An 18,544-nucleotide genomic window follows, 5' to 3' on the forward strand; every position below is an offset into this window, starting at 1 on the left:
AAGGGGATCGGACATGGCCGAGACACGTCACACCAAGGTTTTGATCATCGGCTCGGGGCCCGCGGGCTATACCGCCGGGGTCTATGCCAGCCGCGCCATGCTGGAACCCATCCTGGTGCAGGGCATCGAGCCCGGCGGCCAGCTGACCACCACCACCGAGGTCGAGAACTGGCCCGGCGACACCGAGGTACAGGGCCCCGACCTGATGGTCCGCATGGAGGCCCACGCCAAGGCCATGGGCTGCGAGATCGTGGGCGACATCATCTCCTCGCTCGACGTCGATACACGCCCCTTCACCGCCAAGGGCGACTCGGGCACCACCTACACCGCCGACGCCGTCATCCTCGCCACCGGCGCCCGCGCCAAGTGGCTCGGCCTGCCCTCCGAGGACGCGTTCAAGGGCTTCGGCGTCTCCGCCTGCGCCACCTGCGACGGCTTTTTCTACCGCGGCGACGAGATCGTCGTGGTGGGCGGCGGCAACACCGCCGTCGAAGAGGCGCTCTTTCTCACCAACTTCGCCTCCAAGGTCACTCTTATCCACCGCCGCGACGAGCTGCGCGCCGAGAAGATCCTGCAGGACCGCCTGCTGAAACACCCCAAGATCGAGCCCCTGTGGTTCCACGAGCTTGACGAGGTGCTGGGCGACGACAATCCCAAGGGCGTCACCGGCGTCCGCGTCAAACACACCAAGACCGGCGAGACGCAGGAAATCCCCTGCAAGGGCGTCTTCATCGCCATCGGCCACGCGCCGGCCAGCGAACTGGTCAAGGGCAAGGTCGAGATGCATCACGGCGATTACGTCAAGGTCGAGGCCGGCTCCACCCGCACCTCGATCCCCGGCCTCTTTGCGGCGGGCGACCTCACCGACCATATCTACCGCCAGGCGGTAACCTCCGCCGGCATGGGCTGCATGGCCGCCCTCGACGCGGAAAAGTTCATCGCCGAGCTGCCCGAGGACGCTCCCGCCCCCGAGGCCTACGTCCCGCAAGCCTGAGCCGCACACCCCGCCTTCCTCTGGCCGAAAATATCCCGGGGGCTTGGGGGCTGGCCCCCAACTAACTCTGCGTTTGGGGGCTGGCCCCCAATTCAGCCTGCGTTTGGCGGCTGACCCCCAGTCTAACCAATGTTAGGAAGGCTGGCCCCCACCCCACACCAATGCGCCACAGGCGCGATCCCACTCCAGCCGTCCCGGACCTGATCCGGGACCTCGTAGGGTGGGTGAAAACCCACGCGCGCCCCTCACTCCGGATGAATGTCCCGCGGCGTGCATCCCGACTCCAACACCACCGCCACCCAGTTCACGTCCGGCTCCAGCCCCAGCGCGTTCAGCCACGACTCTTGCACCCGGTAGGCCGGCAATTCCTGCGCGCCCGGGCAATACCAATGCCCATGCGGCGCCTGCCGGTGATGCACCAGTTCGTGCAACAGAACACTCACGTCATAGGGGTCCTTCGCGTTCCACGGCCGCACCAGCCAGATTGTCTCGCTGTCAGGATCATAAAGCCCCCGCGTGTGCGAAGACTCCGACGCCGCCCGCATCGGCGCCAGCCGCGCCACCGTCGCCTCGGACGTCAGCCGAATTTCCGGCGCGTCCGAGCGACGCGGCAGATCGGTGTGCTCGTCAAGCCAGACCTCCATGTGCGCCACCAGCTCAGGCAGCGCCCTTGCCTCGCGCCAGGCCAGAAGATCGGATGCCAAAGCGCCGCCGCCAAACAACATGAGAACAAGGCAGAAAAGACCATTACGCGCCGACCACAGGCCGGCTCGGGACAGGATGCACATGGCAACCTCCTGAGCAATTTGATTGATGTCCCGAAAATGCTAAGCTTCGACCGCGCCCCGGCGCAAAAGGCCATTTTTCATGTGCCAATGAAGGAAATTCATCTGCCATGGGACGGCACCTGCCCCCATTCGCCGCGGTCAAGGCGTTCGAGGCCGCCGCGCGCCACAAGAGCTTCAAGCACGCAGCCGAAGAGCTGTGCCTCTCGCCGTCTGCCATCAGCCACCAGATCCGCGCACTGGAAGAGTATCTCGACACCGCGCTGTTCGAACGCAGCGGCAACCAGATGGCCCTGACGCTGACCGGCCGCGCCTATGCCGGCAAGCTGACCGGCCTCTTGGACCTGCTCGACGACAGCACCCGCTCGGTGCGTGACGCGGGCGAAAGAAACCTGCGCGTGCTCTGCACTCCTGGCTTTGCCGCCCGCTGGCTGGTGCCACGCCTGCACCGGCTGGATTTCGGCGACCGGATCCGCCTGCGGGTCTCGACCGGCGCGCCCGATATCGATTTCTCGTCTAATGACAGCGACGTGGTGATCCAGTGGCGCGACACGCACCACCCCGGCGTCCACACCGAGCCGCTGATGACCTCCAGCCGCTACCCGGTGATTCGCCCTGACCTGATGGAGCGCGAGAATATCCGCAGCCCGCGCGACCTTTTGCGGATGCGCCTGATGTATGACGAAACCGACGACTCTTGGCAGGAATGGTTTGCCGCCGCCGGCCTCGGCGCACCCGACCTGCCGCCCGGCCCGACCTTTCCCAATTGCGAACTGGCCACCACCGCCGCCGAACAGGGGCACGGCGTGGCCATGGCCTTCGACGCGATGGTGCAAGGCACGCTGGCCTCCGGGCGCCTCGTGCGGCTTTTCGACACCAACACCATTTCCAGCGTGATCTATTCCGTCGCCTGCGCCGAGACACGCGCCGACGACCCGATGATCCGATCCTTCCGCGACTGGCTGCATGAAGAGGTTCGGCTGGCCCAGGCCGCCACCGCGCCCATGTCCGCCGCGCAATAGCGTCGGCGCGCCTCGCTCACGGCATATCGGCAACAATCCCCGTACCGGCCCGAAAGGGGGTTCACAAGGCAAGCCGCCTCCCATATGTGTTCACGCGTGAACGCACTTTGAGTCGCCGCATGTCCGCCCCTGACGCCAAATCCAGCCTCCCCGACCGGGACCTCCTCTTCCGCCTCCTGCGGCAGCTGGATCGGTCGTCCGAGGCCTCCCAGCGCACGCTCGCGGCGGCGCTCGACGTGTCCCTCGGCCGCCTCAACACCCTGCTCCGGCAGGCGACCGAGGCCGGCTTAGTCAAGGTCGGCGACCGCTCCGGCCCCGACAAGCGCCAGCGTTTCGCCTACGCGCTCACCACCCGCGGCGCAGCGGAAATGCTGCGCCTCACCGATGATTTCCTCGCCCGGAAATTCGCCGAATACGACGCGCTTCATGCCGAACTGACCGGCACGCGAAGCGGGCTCGCCCCCCTCAACCAAAGGACCAGACTAGTGCAGAACAACCTCGCCCCCATCCCCGAGCTTTACGTCTCGTACGAAAGCGCCCAGAAACTGAAGGTCGAAGCGGCCGATCTCGTCAGCTGGGATCTCACCCCGCGCCAGATCTGCGACCTGGAACTGCTGATGAACGGCGGCTTCAATCCGCTCAAGGGCTTCCTCGGCGAGGAAGACTACACTTCCGTGGTCGACACCATGCGCCTGGCCGACGGCACGCTCTGGCCGATGCCGATCACGCTCGACGTCTCGCAGGACTTCGCCGACAGCATCGAGCCTGGCCAGGACATCGCCCTTCGCGACCAGGAAGGCGTGATCCTGGCCACCATGACGATCACCGACCGCTGGACCCCGAACAAGGCGCACGAGGCCGAAAAGGTCTTCGGCGCCGACGATTCCGCGCACCCGGCCGTCAACTACCTGCACAACACCGCCGGCCCCGTCTATCTCGGCGGCCCGGTCACCGGCATCCAGCAGCCCGTGCATTACGATTTCCGTGCCCGCCGCGACACGCCCAACGAGCTGCGCGCCTTCTTCCGCAAGATGGGCTGGCGCAAGGTGGTGGCCTTCCAGACCCGCAACCCCCTGCACCGCGCGCACCAGGAACTGACCTTCCGCGCCGCGAAAGAGGCGCAGGCCAACCTGCTGATCCACCCCATCGTCGGCATGACCAAGCCGGGCGACGTCGATCACTTCACCCGCGTCCGCTGCTACGAGGCGGTGCTCGACAAGTACCCGGCCTCGACCACGAACATGTCGCTCCTGAACCTCGCCATGCGCATGGCCGGCCCGCGCGAGGCCGTGTGGCACGGCCTCATCCGCAAGAACCACGGCTGCACCCACTTCATCGTCGGCCGCGACCACGCCGGCCCCGGCAAGAACTCGGCGGGCGAGGATTTCTACGGCCCCTACGATGCCCAGGACCTGTTCCGCGAGCACCAGGACGAGATCGGCATCGAGATGGTCGACTTCAAGCACATGGTCTACGTGCAGGAACGCGCCCAGTACGAGCCGATGGACGAGATCGAGGACAAGGACAACGTCACCATCCTCAACATCTCGGGCACCGAGCTGCGCCGCCGCCTTCAGGAAGGGCTTGAAATCCCCGAATGGTTCTCCTTCCCCGAAGTGGTCAAGGAACTGCGCCGCACCCGTCCGCCGCGGGCCAAGCAGGGCTTCACCGTGTTCTTCACCGGCTTCTCCGGCTCGGGCAAGTCCACCATCGCCAACGCCCTGATGGTCAAGCTGATGGAAATGGGCGGCCGCCCGGTGACGCTGCTCGACGGCGATATCGTCCGCAAGAACCTCAGCTCGGAACTCGGCTTCTCGAAAGAGCACCGTGACCTCAACATCCGCCGCATCGGTTACGTGGCCAGCGAGATCACCAAGAACGGCGGCATCGCGATCTGCGCGCCCATCGCGCCCTACGCCACGACCCGCCGCGCCGTGCGCGAGGATGTCGAAAGCTTCGGCGCCTTCGTCGAGATCCACGTCGCCACCTCGATCGAGGAATGCGAACGCCGCGACCGCAAGGGCCTCTACAAGCTCGCGCGCGAAGGCAAGATCAAGGAGTTCACGGGCATCTCCGACCCCTACGACGTGCCGGAAAACCCCGAACTGCGCGTCGAGACCGAGAATGTCGATGTCGACAACTGCGCCCACCAGGTCGTGCTGAAACTCGAACAGATGGGCCTGATCGCCGGCTGATCCGGCGGCGCTCCAACACTGTGGGCCGCTCCCGCCCGGGGGCGGCCTTTTTCATGTCACGGGGCAACTCGCGGCCGAAATCCTGAAAAATTTTCCGTGCCGGAGGTCTGCAATGCGGGACCTTGGTGTCGTTGACGACGGAGGTGAGCGTCAGCCCCTGGGGTGGTGATCCGACACCAACTATGAAGCACTTTATGCCTGCCAAACACATCCTCGGAAGGATCGTTGCGCCCAGCCTCAGCCAAATCGCCAGCCCAAGGCAGGGGCTGCCGATGGCCGGGCCACTGCGCGGCTGTTAACCGGCCGGGGGCTCGACACCAATGGCTCACAAGGGCCCGAAGCAGCCGAAGCACTCCGTGCCCTTGAGCACTCGCCTCCCCATCAAACGAAAAGGGCCGCCCCGATGGGACGGCCCTCGTTTTTCGCGGCACCCTGTCGGCATCCGATCGTGTCGGACGCCAACCGGGCGACGGTTTTCGCCGAGGCGAAAACCTTGCTTACATCATGCCGCCCATGCCGCCCATGTCGGGCATGCCGCCGCCGCCGGCGCCAGCGCCTTCTTTCTGCGGCTTGTCGGCAACCATGGCCTCGGTCGTGATCAACAGACCGGCGATCGAGGAGGCGTCTTCCAGCGCGGTACGCACGACCTTCGCGGGGTCGATCACACCGAACTTGAACATGTCGCCATATTCTTCGGTCTGCGCGTTGAAGCCGAACTTCAGGTCGTCCGATTCACGGATCTTGCCGGCCACGACGGAGCCGTCGACGCCTGCGTTCTCCGCGATCTGGCGCAGCGGAGCTTCCAGCGCCTTGCGGACGATCGCGATACCGTTGTTCTGGTCGCTGTTGGCGCCCTCGACGCCGTCCAGCGCCTTCGCACCCTGGACAAGCGCAACACCGCCGCCCACGACGATACCTTCCTGAACGGCCGCGCGGGTCGCGTTCAGCGCGTCATCGACACGGTCCTTGCGCTCTTTCACTTCGACCTCGGTCATGCCGCCCACGCGGATGACGGCAACGCCGCCGGCCAGCTTGGCAACACGCTCTTGCAGCTTCTCGCGGTCATAGTCGCTGGTGGTGTCCTCGATCTGCTGACGGATCTGGCTGACGCGTGCCTCGATCTCGGCCTTCTCGCCGGCACCGTCGACGATGGTGGTCTCGTCCTTGGTGATCTGAACCTTCTTGGCCTGGCCAAGCATGTCCATCGTGACGCTTTCCAGCTTCATGCCCAGGTCTTCGGAAATCACCTGGCCGCCGGTCAGGATCGCGATGTCCTGCAGCATGGCCTTGCGACGGTCACCAAAGCCCGGCGCCTTGACGGCGGCGATCTTCAGGCCACCGCGCAGCTTGTTGACCACGAGGGTCGCCAGCGCTTCGCCTTCGACGTCTTCGGCGATGATCAGCAGGGGTTTCTGCGACTGGATCACCGACTCGAGCAGCGGCACCATCGGCTGCAGCGACGAGAGTTTCTTCTCGTGCAGCAGGATCATGCAGTCTTCCAGCTCGGTGGTCATCTTGTCGGCGTTGGTCACGAAGTAGGGGCTCAGGTAGCCACGGTCGAACTGCATGCCCTCGACGACGTCGGTCTCGGTGACGAGGCCCTTGTTCTCCTCGACGGTGATGACGCCCTCGTTGCCGACCTTCTGCATCGCGTCCGCGATCATCTGGCCGATCTCGGATTCGCCGTTGGCCGACACGGTGCCGACCTGCGCCACTTCAGCCGAGTCGTTGACTTCGCGTGCCGCGTTCTTGATGGCTTCCACGACCTTGGTGGTCGCCAGGTCGATGCCGCGCTTGAGGTCCATCGGGTTCATGCCCGCGGCCACGGCCTTCATGCCTTCTTTCACGATGGCTTGCGCCAGGACGGTCGCGGTGGTGGTGCCGTCGCCGGCTTCGTCATTGGTGCGGCTGGCGACTTCTTTCACCATTTGCGCGCCCATGTTCTCGAACTTGTCTTCCAGCTCGATTTCCTTGGCAACCGACACACCGTCCTTGGTGATGCGCGGCGCGCCAAAGGACTTGTCCAGAACCACGTTACGGCCTTTGGGGCCAAGGGTCACCTTGACCGCATCGGCCAGGATGTTGACGCCGCGCAGCATCTTGTTGCGGGCATCGGTATCGAATTTCACGTCTTTTGCAGACATTTAAGTCGCTCCTGATGTATATTAGATTTCAGCGTTGGATACGATCCGTGGCGTTCAGGCGGCTTGCGCGGCCTTCGCGTCGGTCGTCACACCCAGGATATCGCTTTCCTTCATGATCAGCAGCTCTTCGCCGTCGATCGTGATTTCCGTGCCCGACCATTTGCCGAACAGGATGCGGTCCCCGACCGAAACGGCCATCTCGATCAGTTCGCCGTTATCCTTGCGGGCGCCATCGCCAACAGCAACGACTTCACCTTCGCTGGGTTTTTCCTTGGCACTGTCGGGGATAATCAGCCCACCAGCGGTTTTTTCTTCGCTCTCAACGCGGCGTACAAGCACGCGGTCATGCAGCGGTTTGAATGCCATAGCTTTTGCTCCTTGGCTATCAAGTTTCCCTCACGCCTCCCTGCGGAGGCCGTTATCACTCACCGTAGTCGAGTGCTAACGGCGCATAGCTAAGGAGCGATCACGAGCCTGTCAACATTCCATCTGGAAAATTTTTCGGGCGGCGGACGGCGCTTTGTTGCGCGCCCGGTCCACCCCCTCTACATCTTGTCTCACAGCCTGAATTCAATGGGTGGAACGATGAAATTTCCCTGGTCCGCACTGCTTGCCCCCGCGATCCTCGCCGTCACGCTCGCCGCGCCGGTGGCGGCCCAGGGCACGGGTGGCGCCACCTGCGACGGCGTAGACCTAATCGACACGCTGGACCCCGAAACCCAGGAAAACCTCAGGCGCGAGGCCGCCGCCATGCCCCACCCCGAGGGGCTCTTGTGGCAGGCCACGCGCGGCGACACGGTGATCGACATCTTCGGCACCTACCATTTCAGGCATCGCCTGACCGACGCGCATCTCGACCGCCTGGCTCCGATGATCGCCGCCGCCGACAAGATCTACCTGGAAGTCTCCTCCGAGGATCAGACCGCCATGCAGCGGGCGATGGCCGAAAATCCGTCGCTCATGTTCATCACCGAAGGCCCCACCCTGCCCGACCTTCTGGGCGAGGAGGATTGGCAGCATTACCGCGAAGAGATGCAGGCGCGGATGATTCCCGGCTTCATGGCCGCCAAGTTCAAGCCGCTCTGGGCCGGCATGATGCTGGGTATCGGCCCCTGCGAGGCACAGTCCGGCGCCTTCGAGGCCAAGGGCATCGACATGCTGGTGGGCGAACGCGCCAGGGACGCCGGCACCCCCAGCCGCTCGCTGGAGGATTTCGAGGACCTGCTGACCCTGCTGGACAGCTTTCCGATGGACGACCAGATCGAGATGATCCGCATGTCCCTGGCCTGGCCCGGTGACATGAATGACCTGTCCTACACCATCCGCGAACGCTACCTCAGCGAAGAGATCGCCCTGACGCTGGCCTTCTCGCGCTATGTCTCCGAGGAATTCGGCGGCGATGCCGGCGCCGACGGGTTCGCCATGGTCGAAGACCTGCTTCTGGAAAAACGCAACCAGGGCTGGATCGAACGGCTGGACGCGCAGGTGACGCCCGGGGATCACGTGCTGATCGCGGTGGGCGCGGGGCACCTGCCGGGCGATGCCGGCATCCTCAGGCTGCTGGAACAGGCCGGCTATACCGTATCGCGCGTCCCGCTCTAGCGGCCGCGGCTCAGCCGGCGAGCGCCCGCGCGGATTTCCGCGCCCCGGCCAGGCGCAACGTCGCCGCGCGCTCGGGGCGGACGGAACCGCGTTGCAATACCGCGCACAGCTGGGCGTGAACGTCCTCGACCTCGCTCAGATCCCCCGACAGCGCGATGGCCGGCGCGTCCTGTCCGGCCACCCGCACCAGCAACGTGGCTATGCCGCCGGGCTGGATCGAGCGGCGCAGAAAAACGCTTTCGATCGAGCCAAGGTCGATCTCGTGGTTCACCCGCGCCTGTTCGTGAATGTTGATCTTGGTCAGGGTCAGGGTGCCCGCCTCCACGTCCAGCGTGATGCGACGCCGGAACCCGCGCGTGCCGAACGCGAAAACCCCCAGCCCCGCCGCGGCCAGAACCGAAGCCATCAGCCCGAACGACGCCAGCCGTCCGGTCGTCGGATCGACCGGCAGGAAGAACCACATCGCGATCGAGCTCATGATCATCACGATCCCGGTGACCCGCAACGCCATTTCCGTCACCGCCTCCAGCTTGAACCTCTGCAACCGTTCGCCGGCGACAAGCCCGCGCATCGTCGCCTGCATGTCGATCGTACTGTTGCCGACCTTCCTGCCCGCCTCCAGATAGCTCATCTCGCCCGTCCCTTCGCCCGTTGTTTTACGCAGCGTTAAGCGCGAATCGGGGCGAGATTGCGGCGAACCGAAAGCGCGATTGCGCGGAAATCAGGGAAATCGCGTGATGGTTGCAGACGCGCCGCGCGGCGGCGGCCCGGATCAGACCTGCGCCTTGGGACGCACGATATGAAAACTGCCGCTCATATAGGTCAGCGGCCGTTCCCCGGCATCGGAAATGCCCGTGACATCGCCGATGCAGATGGCGTGGCTGCCATGGACATGGCGATGCGTCAGGCTGCACGAAAACGCCGTCGCACGGGGCAATAGCGGGCCGTATTCCGTGTCGACCACCTCGACGCCCTCGAAACGGTCGGGGCTGTCGGCATCGAACATCCCGGCAAAGCGGCGGGCCAGGTGGTCGGCATCCTCCGGCAGGATGTTGACGCAGAACGTGCCGTTGGCATCCACCGCCAGCGCGATGCTGCTGTCGGCCTTCAGGCACACCAGCACCGACGGCGGGTCGGCCGACAGCGACGTGAACGCACTGACCGTGGCCCCCGCCTTGCCGGCGGGACCATCCGTCGTGACAACGGTCACCGTGGCGGCCACCTGCCGCATGGCCCCGATGAATGCGTCGCGCGCCTCTGTCATCCTGCTGCCTTCTTGACCCGAACCCGTCTCTCTCCGGGTGGGGCATAAGCTGGCATCCCGGGCCGGGATGTCAATGGCGCACGGCCCCGAACCGAATGCGAACGCGCCGGATTGCGCGCCCCGGGGTTTGACCGTATCAGGGCCGCCATGACAGATGTTTCACCCGCCATCGCCGTGATGCCCTATGACGTCCGCCCGGGCCTGCGCCCCGGTCGGGTGCCGCTGGACCGGCTGGTCTGGCCCCTGGGGCGTCCCGACCGGCTCGGCGGCAGCGACAAGACGCTGCGGAATCTCGACCGCACCGATCACCTCATCGTCAACACCTCCAGTCTGCTCTATCGCCGGCCCTGGCTGGGCACACCGGCCAGGGTCTCGGTCATGGTGCTGGAACCCGAGGCGATCCACGGCGATCACATGCGCAAGCTGCGCCACCAGTATGCCCGCTTCCACAAGGTGCTGTGTTCCAATCCCGGCCTGCTGCAGGCGATCCCCAACGGCGTGCTCTTCCCCCTGGGCACCACCTGGGTCGGCGACTGGACCCGGCTCGACGTGACCAAGACCAGGGCCTGCAGCCTCATCGCCTCGGCCAAGCGTTCCCAGGAAGGGCACGCGCTGCGTCATGCCATGGCCGATCACGTCAGGGCGGGCGGTCTCGACGTCGACGTGATGGGCGGCGGCTACCAGCCCTTCGAGCACAAGGCCGACGGCCTCGCGCCCTACCGCTTTTCGCTGGTGATCGAGAACGTGCGCGAACCGAACTATTTCACCGAAAAGCTGATCGACGCGCTGCTCTGCAAATGCGTGCCGATCTACTGGGGCTGTCCCAACATCGCCGATTTCATCGACCCCGGCGGCATGATCGTCTGCCAGACCGAGACCGAGATGAAAGAGGCCCTGCGCGACCTCTCCGACGCGCGCTATGCCGCGCTCCTGCCCGCGCTGGAGGCGGCGATTCCCCAGGCCGTATCCTATGCCGACCTCTACGAGCGCGCCGCCCGCGCCGTGCTGGCGGACGACGCCTCCGGCCAGACGCCATAGCGGGCATGCACCAGCGCCGCACAGGCGCGGTTGACCGCATCGCGCGGCGTTCTGTCCTGAAGCGCGTGCGCATCGTCGAAGGCCGGGCGCAACCGCCGGCGGGCCTCGGGCCGCGCCCGGATCGTGACGCCCTGCCGCGCCAGCTGACCCGACAACCAGATGTCGTCGGCCAGGGTGGCCTCGGGTGGCGGGTCCACCTCCGGCCCCGCCAGCCATTCGGGACGGATGCACACCCCTGCGAAGCCCTGCGCGATGTCGGCCCCGGCGCCCATGCGGCCCAGGCGCGCGATGTCCCACGCCTGCCCGGTCGTGGCCACGTCCTCCGCGTCGGTCAGCAGCTGCGCGGCCCAATCGAGCGCCGGCAGCCAGTCGTCATCGCAATAGATCAGCCGCATATCCCGCCCCGCCAGCGCCCGCGCGGCGGGCAAGGCCTTCATCGCCGGTCCAAGATCCGCGCCGCCGCGCAACAACGTCACGCCCGCAGGCAGGCACGGCAGCGTCACCGGACCGGGAAACCGGGCATAGCGCTCGGGCAGGCTCAGAAAGACATGCTCCGGCGCGGGGCGCTGCGCCAGAAGCGCCTCCAGCACCGGCCCGAGGCGGGCAAGGCGCGGCGGGATCGAGGTCAGCGAGATGGCATACATCGGGCAGGCTTTCCGGCAAGATCTGCCCCCGCAGCTTGACGGCGGTACCGCGCGCTTTCAAGACGCGGCGTTCCGCGCCGGAGATCCCGGATCAAGTCCGGGATGGGTGCCCACCGCCGTCAGAACGATGCAAGACCGCGCGGCCCGAGTCCGGCCCCGTTAACGTTTGAACGCGCGGCGCACCGCACCGTCGCAATACCACTTGGATACCGACGCGATACCGACGTGCCAAATAGGGCCGCCGCCCCGATTAACCCTCCTGCGCACCGCGCAGACGGTCCAGCACCCGCTGCGCCGCCACGCTGGGCACCGTGCGCCCTTCGGCCACGTCCTCGGCGCCCTCTTCCATCAGCGCCCGCGCCTGCGGTGTCTCCAGCTGCGCCATCAGTCCGCGCTTCACTTCCTCGCCGAACCAATAGCGCGCCTGCGCCTCGCGCCTTGCGTCGAAATGCCCGTTCTCACGGCGCCAGTCGACCAGCGCGTTCATCTCGTCCCAGGCCGCTTTCAACCCTTCGTCCTGCAAGGCAGACACCATCATCGCCTTCGGAAACCCCTCCGGGTCCTGCGGCCGCTTGCGCAGCAGGCGCAGCGCGCCCGAATAGTCGCTGCAGGTCCGGGTCGCCGCCGATTTCAGATCGCCATCGGCCTTGTTTACAAGGATCAGATCGGCAATCTCCATGATCCCGCGCTTCACGCCCTGCAACTCGTCCCCGCCCGCGGGCGCCAGCAGCAGCAGGAACAGATCGCACATCTCCGACACCACCGTCTCGGACTGGCCCACGCCCACCGTCTCGATCAGCACCACGTCGAATCCCGCCGCCTCGCACAGCGTCACCGCCTCGCGGGTGCGCCGCGCCACGCCGCCCAGATGCGTCTGGCTGGGCGAAGGGCGGATGAACGCGCCCGGCTCCCGGCTCAGCCGTTCCATCCGCGTCTTGTCGCCCAGGATCGAGCCGCCCGAGCGCGCCGAGCTGGGGTCCACCGCCAGCACCGCCACCCGCAGCCCCATCCCGGTCAGCATCATGCCGAACGCTTCGATAAACGTGCTTTTTCCAACCCCCGGCGTGCCCGACAGCCCGATGCGAATTGCCTGCTTGCCATGCCCCGCGACCCGGTCCAGCAGGGCCTGCGCCGCCTCGCGGTGATCGGCCCGCCCGCTTTCCACCAGCGTGATCGACCGCGCCAGGGCCCGGCGCTCCTGCGCCAGCAGTTGGTCGGCAAGCTTATCCGTGTCGGTCATGGCGCGTCGTCTCCTCCGGTCCGGTGCGCGGCGTGGCGCGGCCTTGTCAGGGCCTTCCGACTTGTGCCCCAGCCGGGCCGGAAATGTCCAGCAACCGCGGCTCCACCCGCCCCCGCAGGACGGGTTTACGAAATCGTAACGGGTTGCGCCGACACTCCCGGACAGACCCGGAGTCAGATGCCGGGATGAAATCCGGACCGACTGTGCTAGGGTCCATCTTGCGCCATGTCCCATCGCGGACGCCATGCAAGAGGCCCCAACGTGACAGTCAAGACCCGGTTAACCCATTTCGCCCTCGCGGCGCTCTTTACGACCCTCGGCGCGGCGCCTTCGCTGGCCGACAGCATGCAGGCGCGCTACGACGTGCGCATGATCGGCGCCAAGGTCGGCGAAATGGCCATGGCCAGCACCGAGACGGCGAGCGGCTACAATGTCCGTGCCCGGTTCGCCACCACGGGCACGCTGTCCGCGCTCAAGCAGGCCAGCTTCGACCTCGCCGCGCAGGGCGGCAAATCCGGGGAACGGTTCGTTCCCGCCAGCTATTCCGAGGTCACCTCCGAGGGCAGCCGCTCCACCAACCTCAAGATCTCCTTTTCCGGCGGTGTCGCCACCCGCGTCACCGGCGATACCGGCAGCAGCGCACCCGCCGTCAACCCGCGCAGCCTGCCCGGCGCCTACGATCCGCTGACGGCCCTCTACGCCGCCCTGCGCGATCAGGCCCCGAACCAGCTTTGTTCCCTGAATGCAGACGTTTACGACGGTCATCGCCACGCCCGCCTCAGCCTGACCAGCCGCGCGGCGCTCGATGGCGGGCGGGTCCAGTGCTCGGGCCAGTACCGCCGCATCGCCGGCTATTCCGAGCGCGAACTGCGCCACCGCACCGCGCCCGTCACGGTGATCTACGCGCCGCAGGGAAACACCATGCGCGCCGAAACCGTCGTCGTGCGCACCCGTTATGGAAAAGTGTCGATGCATCGCCGATAAGGCGGGCCATGACCCGTGACAGGCTTCCCATAGACGACGCGATTCCGGCGCTGCTGACAGCGCTCCGGGACCACGGCCGCGCCGTGTTGCAAGCGCCCCCCGGTGCCGGCAAGACCACCGTCGTGCCCCTTGAAATGCTGAACGCAAACCTCACCACGGGCCGCATCCTCATGCTGGAGCCCCGCCGCCTCGCCGCCCGCGCCGCGGCAGAGCGCATGGCCTCGACCCTTGGCGAAAAGACAGGCGAAACAGTCGGTTACCGCGTGCGCGGCGACGCCAGGGTCTCAAGCGCCACCCGGATCGAGGTCGTCACCGAAGGCATCCTCACCCGCCGCATCCAGTCCGACCCCGAACTCACCGGCATCGGCGCGGTGATCTTCGACGAATTCCACGAACGCTCCCTGAACGCAGACCTCGGCCTCGCCCTCTGCCTCGAAGTCGCGGGCGCCCTGCGCGACGACCTTATGCTTCTGGCCATGTCCGCCACGCTCGACGCCGCCCCGGTGGCAGAGCTGATGCAGGCCCCCATCGTCACCTCCGAAGGCCGCAGCTTTCCGGTCGAGACCCGCCATCTCGACACGCCAACGCGCAAGAAAACAAGGTGGGACGCGGCCCTTGCCGACCTTGTGACGAAAGCCGTCTCCGAGACCACCGGCGGCGTCCTCGTCTTCCTCCCCGGCGAGGGCGAAATCCGCCGGACCGAGGCCCTGCTGAAAGACCACCTGCCCCCCGACTGCCAGATCCGCCCCCTCTTCGGCGCCATGGACTTCGCCGCCCAGCGCGCCGCCATCGCCCCGGTGACCGAAGGCCGAAAGGTGGTCCTCGCCACCTCCATCGCCGAAACCTCGCTGACCATCGAGGACATCCGCGTGGTGGTCGACGGCGGCAAGTCCCGCCGCGCCCGCTTCGACCCCGGCTCCGGCATGTCGCGGCTGGTGACCGAACCCGTGACCCGCGCCGAAGCCACGCAACGCGCCGGCCGCGCGGGGCGCGTCGCGGAAGGCACCTGCTATCGCCTCTGGACCAAGGGAGAGGAAGGCGCCCTGCCCGCCTACCCCCCCGCCGAGATCGAGGCCACGGACCTCGCCGGCCTCGCCCTCGAACTCGCGCTCTGGGGCGCCACCCCCGCCGATCTGCCCTTCCTCACGCCCCCCAATCCCGGCAGCTATGCCGAGGCGCAGGCGCTCCTGCACATGCTGGGCGCGCTCGATGCGCAGAGCCGCATCACCGAGCATGGCAAGGCGCTGGCAAAGCTCCCCCTGCATCCGCGCTTGGCCCACATGCTGGGCACCGCCGGACCCGATGCGGCCCTGCTCGCCGCCCTCCTGGCCGACCGCGATCCGCTGCCGCGCGGCGCGCCCGTCGACCTCGCCCTGCGCATGGCCGCCCTGCGCGACCCCAAGGGCCGCCACCCGCATCCCGCCAACCACGGCGCGGTCATGCGCATCCGGGCCGAGGCCAAGCGCCTGGCCTCACAGGCAAAATCGGCACAGGACAGCGGAGTGTCCGACGCCGAATGCGCCGCCCTCGCCTATCCTGATCGCATCGGCCTGCGCCGCAAGGGCGACGCGCCGCGCTTCGTGCTGTCCGGCGGCAAGGGCGCGCTTTTGCCCGACGAGGACCCGCTGGCCGGTCAACGTCTGCTGGTCGCCACCGACCTCGACGGCAACCCGCGCGAGGCCCGTATCCGGCAGGCCATCGCGCTCTATGACTCGGAACTCCGCACCCTCTTCGCCGACCAGATCGCCTGGCAGGACGTCTGCCACTGGGACAGGCGCGAGCGCCGCGTCATCGCCCGCAAACAAGAACGCTTCGGCGCGCTGGTGCTGGATGACCGCATGTGGAAGGATGCCCCCGACGACGCCATCGCTCTTGCCATGCTCGACGGCATCCGCGACCTCGGCCTGAACTGGTCCGACCCCGCCCGCCGTTTCGCCGCGCGCGTCGCCCTCCTGCGCGAGGCGGGCGAGGACCTGCCGGACATGACCGACGACGCCCTCCTGGAAGACCTCGAAACCTGGCTCCTGCCCTATATCACCGGCCTCAAGACCGCCGCCGACTGGAAGCGCTTCGACATGCTGGACGCCCTGCGCGCGCGCCTCACCTATGACCAGATGCAGCGCCTTGACGCCGCCGCCCCGGCGCATTTCACCACGCCGCTGGGGCGGCGCATCCCCATCGACTATTCCGGCGACCATCCCGAGATTTCCCTGCGCCTGCAGGAAATGTTCGGTCAGACGACCCACCCCACCGTGGGCCGCACGCCCCTGCGCGTCACGCTCCTGTCGCCGGCGGGCCGCCCGGTGCAGACCACGCTCGACATTCCCGGCTTCTGGGACAGCTCCTATGCCGACGTGCGCAAGGACATGCGCGGGCGGTATCCCAGGCATCCCTGGCCCGAAAACCCGCGCGAGGCCGACCCGACCCTGCGCGCCAAACGCCGCAATTCCTGACCAATTCAGCAAAATTGAACGCAAAATTTGATTTTTGGTGCAAGAAACGTATATACAATAGCGAAAAGACTTTTTTAAGACGAGCAGCACAATGACAAATACGATGAAGCGGGCCTGGGCGGAGTTCGTCCAGCCGATATTACGCAGACCACCCGAAATGCAGGTGGCCGCACTTTGTTACCGGGTGACCCCGACGGCGGAAAAGCAGGTCCTGCTGATCACCAGCCGCGGCACCGGCCGTTGGATCGTGCCCAAGGGCTGGCCGATGGACGGCAAGAAAGCCGCCGAGGCCGCCCTTCAGGAAGCCTGGGAAGAGGCCGGCGTCGCCGATGGCGCCGTAATCGAGGGCCATGTCGGCAGCTACGCCTACGACAAGCATCTCGACGATGGCTACGATGCCCCGGTCGAGGTCGAGGTGTTCAAGGTCCGCGTCAAGCAACTCGCCGACATATACCCCGAACATGACGAGCGCACCCGCCGCTGGGTCAGCCCCGCGGATGCGGCTGAAATGGTACAGGAACCGGGCCTCAAGGCCATTTTGCTGGAAATGTAATGCTTTTATGACAGCGCGGCATTGAACCGCCGCGCCGGACCGGCTAGCGCTCTGCCCCGAACCGGACCGGGAGGGGACCGTTGGCCGAGGACCCGCAGAACAACCAGTGGAAGACGCTCGACAAGGATCTCGGGCGCATCTCGCAGATCGAGTACGCGACGGCCTATGTCTCGCGTCCGCTGGTCTCGCTTGGCGTCGCGCTGGCCTTCATGGTCATCGCCGGTCTTGGCGCGGCGCTTTTCTTCGGCGCGTTTCCCAGCAACACGGTGGTCATCGCCGCGGCGATCTTCGGCGCCTACATGGCGCTCAACATCGGCGCCAACGACGTGGCCAACAACATGGGTCCGGCGGTCGGCGCCAACGCGCTCACCATGGGCGGTGCCATCGTCATCGCCGCGATCTGCGAAAGCGCGGGCGCGCTTCTGGCCGGGGGCGACGTGGTGTCGACCATCTCCAAGGGCATCATCGACCCTGGCGGCATGCAGGACACCCAGACCTTCATCTGGGCGATGATGGCCGCGCTGGTCTCGGCCGCGCTCTGGGTCAACCTCGCCACCAAGGTCGGTGCGCCGGTCTCGACCACCCATTCGGTCGTCGGCGGCGTCATGGGCGCCGGCATCGCCGCTGCCGGCCTTGCCACCGTGAACTGGCCCACCATGGGCGCCATCGCCGCCAGCTGGGTGATCTCGCCGGTCCTGGGCGGTGTCATCGCTGCCGCCTGCCTCGCCCTGATCAAGACCCGCATCTCCTACCGCGAAGACAAGATCGCCGCCGCCCGCCGCTGGGTGCCCATCCTCGTCGGCCTGATGGCCGGGACCTTCGCCACCTACCTCGCCATGAAAGGCCTCAAGCGCATCGTCAGGATCGACATCGGCACGGCCCTTCTGATCGGCGCCGCGACCGGGGCGGTGATCTATGCCGTGACCATCCCCCTGATCCGGCGCCAGTCCGAGGGCATGGAAAACCGCCGCCGCTCGCTCAAGGCGCTGTTCGGCCTGCCGCTCATCATCTCGGCGGCGCTCCTGTCCTTCGCCCACGGCGCGAACGACGTCGCCAATGCCGTGGGCCCGCTGGCCGCCATCGTCTACGCCTCCGAGGCCGGCGGCTTTGCCGGCGAGGTGGCGATCCCGCTCTGGGTCATGATCATCGGCGCCTTCGGCATCTCCTTCGGGCTTTTCCTCTTTGGCCCCAAGCTCATCCGCATGGTCGGCAGCCAGATCACCAAGCTCGATCCGATGCGCGCCTATTGCGTCGCCCTGTCGGCGGCGATCACCGTCATCGTCGCCAGCTGGCTGGGGCTGCCCGTCAGTTCCACGCATATCGCGGTGGGCGGGGTCTTCGGCGTCGGGTTCTTCCGGGAATGGTACATGGAACGCCGCCTGCGCAAAGGGTTGACGACCGGCGGCAAGGGCAAGCGCCTCGCCCCCGAGGAACGCCGCCGGCGCAAGCTGGTGCGGCGCAGCCATTTCATGACCATTGTCGCTGCCTGGGTCATCACCGTGCCCGCCGCCGCGCTGATGTCCGCCCTCATCTTCTTCGTGCTCAACAGCCTGACAGGCTGACCCTCAGCCCCGCCGCCCGGGCCGGTCTTTCATGGGCCTCTACCGTGCCATCGCGCGACACCCT

The 18,544-nt window shown here is 66.7% G+C and carries 16 protein-coding genes; 9 read left to right on the plus strand and 7 right to left on the minus strand.

Annotated features, from left to right (window positions below; translation table 11 throughout):
• Positions 1–13: 13 nt before the first annotated feature.
• Entirely contained in the window at positions 14–994 is a 981-nt protein-coding gene (gene trxB, locus KUV49_RS00450) for a thioredoxin-disulfide reductase (RefSeq protein ID WP_222451118.1), read from the plus strand.
• Positions 995–1,239: 245 nt separating this feature from the next.
• Here trxB and KUV49_RS00455 read toward each other — a convergent pair whose 3' ends face one another.
• Complete coding sequence (locus KUV49_RS00455; RefSeq protein WP_222483204.1) at positions 1,240–1,698, minus strand: DUF6647 family protein; 459 nt, start codon at positions 1,696–1,698, stop codon at positions 1,240–1,242.
• A 191-nt stretch (positions 1,699–1,889) separates the two neighbouring features.
• Between KUV49_RS00455 and KUV49_RS00460 the strand changes: the two genes are divergently transcribed.
• Positions 1,890–2,801 carry a LysR substrate-binding domain-containing protein gene (locus tag KUV49_RS00460; RefSeq protein ID WP_222451120.1) on the plus strand — a complete coding sequence of 304 codons (912 nt, stop codon included), beginning with the start codon at positions 1,890–1,892 and terminating at the stop codon, positions 2,799–2,801.
• A gap of 119 nt (positions 2,802–2,920) precedes the next feature.
• Positions 2,921–4,996, plus strand: coding sequence for a bifunctional sulfate adenylyltransferase/adenylylsulfate kinase (locus KUV49_RS00465; protein WP_222451121.1), 2,076 nt, complete (start codon positions 2,921–2,923; stop codon positions 4,994–4,996).
• Between the two features lie 497 nt (positions 4,997–5,493).
• Here the strand turns inward: KUV49_RS00465 and groL are convergent, their stop codons facing one another.
• Positions 5,494–7,140: a chaperonin GroEL gene (groL, locus tag KUV49_RS00470; protein WP_222451122.1), complete on the minus strand. Its 1,647-nt coding sequence runs from the start codon at positions 7,138–7,140 to the stop codon at positions 5,494–5,496.
• 54 nt (positions 7,141–7,194) lie between these two features.
• Entirely contained in the window at positions 7,195–7,506 is a 312-nt protein-coding gene (gene groES / locus KUV49_RS00475) for a co-chaperone GroES (protein ID WP_103763300.1), read from the minus strand.
• 219 nt (positions 7,507–7,725) lie between these two features.
• On the opposite strand from groES, the gene KUV49_RS00480 reads away from it, so the two are divergent.
• Positions 7,726–8,742: a TraB/GumN family protein gene (locus KUV49_RS00480; protein ID WP_222451123.1), complete on the plus strand. Its 1,017-nt coding sequence runs from the start codon at positions 7,726–7,728 to the stop codon at positions 8,740–8,742.
• A gap of 10 nt (positions 8,743–8,752) precedes the next feature.
• Here the strand turns inward: KUV49_RS00480 and KUV49_RS00485 are convergent, their stop codons facing one another.
• A complete protein-coding gene (locus KUV49_RS00485; RefSeq protein ID WP_222451124.1) occupies positions 8,753–9,373 on the minus strand; it encodes a hypothetical protein in 621 nt (206 codons plus the stop codon).
• Positions 9,374–9,514: 141 nt separating this feature from the next.
• Positions 9,515–10,006 (minus strand): flavin reductase family protein, encoded by a 492-nt coding sequence (locus tag KUV49_RS00490; RefSeq protein WP_152491260.1) that lies wholly within the window; start codon positions 10,004–10,006, stop codon positions 9,515–9,517.
• A 147-nt stretch (positions 10,007–10,153) separates the two neighbouring features.
• Between KUV49_RS00490 and KUV49_RS00495 the strand changes: the two genes are divergently transcribed.
• Entirely contained in the window at positions 10,154–11,044 is an 891-nt protein-coding gene (locus KUV49_RS00495) for a glycosyltransferase family 10 domain-containing protein (RefSeq protein ID WP_222451125.1), read from the plus strand.
• On the opposite strand, the gene KUV49_RS00500 is transcribed toward KUV49_RS00495, so the two are convergent.
• Both KUV49_RS00500 and meaB read right to left on the minus strand, forming a co-directional pair.
• Complete coding sequence (locus KUV49_RS00500; RefSeq protein ID WP_222451126.1) at positions 10,987–11,688, minus strand: hypothetical protein; 702 nt, start codon at positions 11,686–11,688, stop codon at positions 10,987–10,989. The two genes, KUV49_RS00495 and KUV49_RS00500, sit on opposite strands and share 58 nt — an antisense overlap.
• A 250-nt stretch (positions 11,689–11,938) precedes the next feature.
• Positions 11,939–12,928, minus strand: coding sequence for a methylmalonyl Co-A mutase-associated GTPase MeaB (gene meaB / locus KUV49_RS00505; protein ID WP_222451127.1), 990 nt, complete (start codon positions 12,926–12,928; stop codon positions 11,939–11,941).
• Between the two features lie 261 nt (positions 12,929–13,189).
• On the opposite strand from meaB, the gene KUV49_RS00510 reads away from it, so the two are divergent.
• The 4 genes from KUV49_RS00510 to KUV49_RS00525 all read left to right on the plus strand — a co-directional run bounded on the left by KUV49_RS00510 (position 13,190) and on the right by KUV49_RS00525 (position 18,480).
• Positions 13,190–13,912, plus strand: coding sequence for a DUF3108 domain-containing protein (locus tag KUV49_RS00510; RefSeq protein WP_222451128.1), 723 nt, complete (start codon positions 13,190–13,192; stop codon positions 13,910–13,912).
• 8 nt (positions 13,913–13,920) lie between these two features.
• Positions 13,921–16,365, plus strand: coding sequence for an ATP-dependent helicase HrpB (gene hrpB, locus KUV49_RS00515; protein ID WP_222451129.1), 2,445 nt, complete (start codon positions 13,921–13,923; stop codon positions 16,363–16,365).
• A gap of 91 nt (positions 16,366–16,456) precedes the next feature.
• On the plus strand, positions 16,457–16,918 hold the full coding sequence (locus KUV49_RS00520; RefSeq protein ID WP_222451130.1) for an NUDIX hydrolase: 462 nt from the start codon (positions 16,457–16,459) through the stop codon (positions 16,916–16,918).
• Positions 16,919–16,998: 80 nt separating this feature from the next.
• Positions 16,999–18,480: an inorganic phosphate transporter gene (locus KUV49_RS00525; protein WP_222451131.1), complete on the plus strand. Its 1,482-nt coding sequence runs from the start codon at positions 16,999–17,001 to the stop codon at positions 18,478–18,480.
• The last annotated feature ends 64 nt before the right edge of the window (positions 18,481–18,544 follow it).

The organism is Roseovarius atlanticus (genome assembly GCF_019802205.1).
GTDB classification, from domain to species: Bacteria; Pseudomonadota; Alphaproteobacteria; order Rhodobacterales; family Rhodobacteraceae; genus Roseovarius; species Roseovarius atlanticus_A.